The sequence below is a fragment of the Daejeonella sp. genome (assembly GCF_044232565.1).
In the GTDB taxonomy this organism is placed as follows: Bacteria; Bacteroidota; Bacteroidia; order Sphingobacteriales; family Sphingobacteriaceae; genus Daejeonella.
On the sequence record NZ_JBIILQ010000284.1, the window covers coordinates 1 to 3,167 of the forward strand.

Sequence of the window (3,167 nt, forward strand, 5' to 3'; positions counted from 1 at the left end):
TTTAAAGGAAAAATATCCGGAAAATTTACCGACTATGATTTCAAATATCACAGGGCCAAGTCGTACGGCTGATATTGAAAAAACACTTGTTTTAGGTGCTCATGGTCCTAAAGAACTTTACGTATTTCTACTTGAGGATTAAATTATTTTGTTAATAAAATTATTTCTGATCCATAATTTTATTTCTGCTTCGGCGAAGATATTGGGGTTTATAGAAATTTAACAAATCAACTATTGCTAATCATTTTAACCCTAATTTGAAAAGTATCTACTATCGGTACTAATATTGAAACTCTCTGAGCGATAAATCCTGGAGAAATAATGTCAATAAAATAACTACCTGGCTTGAGTTCGCTTATGCACACTTGCCCTTCACAATTGCATACAGCTGTTTTTCCGATACTCTCAATGCTAATTAGCGCATTGCTAACAGGGCGTTCATTTTCAGAATGAATTACACTTAGATTCAAATTTATCAGTAGTTGATTTTCTTGACCATCCAAAGAATAATACTTTTCAAGAATGGTGCCTAAATTTCCTAACTCCGCTTCTAAAGTGATCATATTAGAGTATTTAATTAAACCGTTCCCTTAGGCTTGCCTAATGAGATTTTTAATTCAAATCAGACCTCGAATTTAAAAAACCTTAATAAATTCGAGATTGGGAGTTATTTATATATCGCTTTGAAAAGGTTTAACCAATAGCAAACAGATCATAAACAACCCATTACCAAATTTAACTCAAAATGGGCACCTTATTAAATTAAATCGTGTTATTTAGGTTACAGTAACGCATTAGTAACGTATATTTTTATCGTAAAAGCTTCCTTAAATCACTAACAATCTGTGGATCTAAGGCATAAACCATTAAGCGTTTATCTCCCGCGTGCGGTTTTCGATCAATACCCTTTTCACTTCCCAGCTTTGACCTCAATTTATTGTTTATTTGACCAATTACATTAAATCGAATCCTTCTTTGATTTTCTTGAGATTTATCGGTGGTATCTAGAATTTCATTGATATCATGAGTAGTCAAATACTCATCCGGTTTTAGGGATAATAGTTCATTTAAGAGCTTTCTCTCTAGTTTTGTATAATTAAGATTACTGTTTTTAGATAAATACTTATATCTCCAAACAAAAAGACCAATGATTAAAATGGCTCCGAGATAATACCAAGACAGAAAGTTAGCTGAAGAATAAAACTCTCCCCAATAGGTGGATTTTTTACTTATTTCTATAATTGGGATTTTTACTCGAGCTCCTGAATTTTTAGCTAAAAAACCTACAATTGTATCTTTGTAAACAATATATTCCTTAAAAGAATCGTACGACTTTGCATAATCCTTAAAAATTCGAACCTCATTAATGAGCGGATTAATGATATAAATAGTTGAATTTTCAAAATGTAGAAATAAATGACCTGTCCAAATTACCGTGGTTTTTTTTCGAAAAGATAATTGAGGATTTATTTTACCTAAAAACTCCCAATTATTAGATTTGAAATTAAACTTAAATAAATCATCTACAAAATCTACCTTCTGATCTTCCAAAAAGCTAACTATGGGAGATGCTCCAGAATAATAAACATCCTCTCTACTATCATATCCCTGATAACCTTGACTAGTAGTAAGAGGTCCGTTATTTTGGGGCCTCAAAATTTCCCACTCTCTAAGTTTTTCATCAAAATAGGTAATTGAGGAACTATAATTCCAAAAACCCTCTCCTCCAATACTATAAATCAAACCATCCCTGATAAATTTATTTGATTGGTAGTTGTAGCCACTATGAAAAGTGTTATCAACTCTAATTAATTCCTTTTTTAATGGTAAATAATCGAATACATGTCCGGAACCATCAATAGTAAATCTTATTCTATTTCCATTATCAAAAAAGAAAAAATTATTTTTTATCTCGGGAGGTATATGCTTAAAAATAGCTGTATTCAATATGATTTTACCTCTATTTTGCCAGTTTCCGGTTTCTGACTCACCCTCAAGCTCATAGGTTTCAATGTTAATCCTTACATGCAATTGTGTTTTCGGGTCTAACCATTTGAAATAACGATCTTTCGAATGAATGCTTTGGGAAATAAAAAGAAAGAATAATGCAAATATAAACTTGAACTGTTTAGTCATGATTTACAAAGGAGAAAAACATACCTCTTTTTATAGAAATTAAACATAATACAATTCGTTCTTATTTAAGTAAACCCAATAGATCAACAACTGTATATTTTGAAATACAATAATTCTTTCGCTAATTTCCAAATTGAAAGATTCTTTTTTTAAAAAGAATATGTACCTTTAATACGATAAACCAATATAGTATTCAGTATAAATTCTTTTGATGAGCGCTAGTATCAAGTCTGTAATTGTGGCTACAGGTAGTTTTGTCCCTGAAAATATTATTTCAAACAGTGACTTTTTAAAAAATCGTTTCTACGAAAAAAATGGAGACCCCATAGTTCGAGACAATGCTGAAGTGATTCAAAAATTTCAAGACATAACCGAAATTGAGGAGCGTAGATATGCTAACAAAGAGCACAAATCATCAGATTTGGGTTATTTTGCCGCCATTGATGCCCTAGAAAGTTCTGGAATCGACCCTGAGAGCCTAGATTATATTATAGTAGCCCATAATTTTGGAGATATTGCTGTTGGGAGTACTCGCGTAGACGTAATACCTACACTAGGTTCACGAATCAAGCATAAACTTGGCATTCAAAACGCCGACTGTGTAGCATATGATCTTCCGTTTGGCTGCCCCGGTTGGCTGCAGGGAATGATTCAAGCCGATTACTTTATACGCTCTGGGGATGCTAAACGCATTCTTATTATCGGCACAGAAACACTCTCTAGGGTAACCGATCCCTATGATAGAGATAGTATGATCTATGCCGATGGAGCTGGCGCCACTATTTTAGAAGGTAGGGTAAGCAATGATGAGGGGATATTAGCTCATAAAACCCAAACCCATACTTCCGCCGAGGCCTATTATTTATATTCAGGTGGATCTAGTAACCCGGATTTTATTACGGAAGAAAAGTACATTAAAATGGATGGGCGCAAAATTTATGAATACGCCCTAAAAAATGTTCCACATTTAATACAACAAACTCTTGATAAGTCTGGTACAGATATTCGCGATGTCAAAAAGGTACTCGTTC

The 3,167-nt window shown here is 33.1% G+C and carries 4 protein-coding genes; 2 read left to right on the plus strand and 2 right to left on the minus strand.

Annotation, left to right across the window (positions count from 1 at the left end; translation table 11 throughout):
- Positions 1 to 142, plus strand: a 142-nt coding sequence (locus ACILQF_RS12080) for an LUD domain-containing protein (protein ID WP_395627659.1), incomplete at its 5' end; no start/stop codon positions are given.
- Between the two features lie 85 nt (positions 143 to 227).
- Here the strand turns inward: ACILQF_RS12080 and ACILQF_RS12085 are convergent.
- Positions 228 to 563 (minus strand): hypothetical protein, encoded by a 336-nt coding sequence (locus ACILQF_RS12085; protein ID WP_395627656.1) that lies wholly within the window; start codon positions 561 to 563, stop codon positions 228 to 230.
- Between the two features lie 247 nt (positions 564 to 810).
- Complete coding sequence (locus ACILQF_RS12090; protein ID WP_395627657.1) at positions 811 to 2,136, minus strand: hypothetical protein; 1,326 nt, start codon at positions 2,134 to 2,136, stop codon at positions 811 to 813.
- Positions 2,137 to 2,347: 211 nt separating this feature from the next.
- On the opposite strand from ACILQF_RS12090, the gene ACILQF_RS12095 reads away from it, so the two are divergent.
- Positions 2,348 to 3,167, plus strand: an 820-nt coding sequence (locus tag ACILQF_RS12095; protein WP_395627658.1) for a 3-oxoacyl-ACP synthase III family protein, incomplete at its 3' end; no start/stop codon positions are given.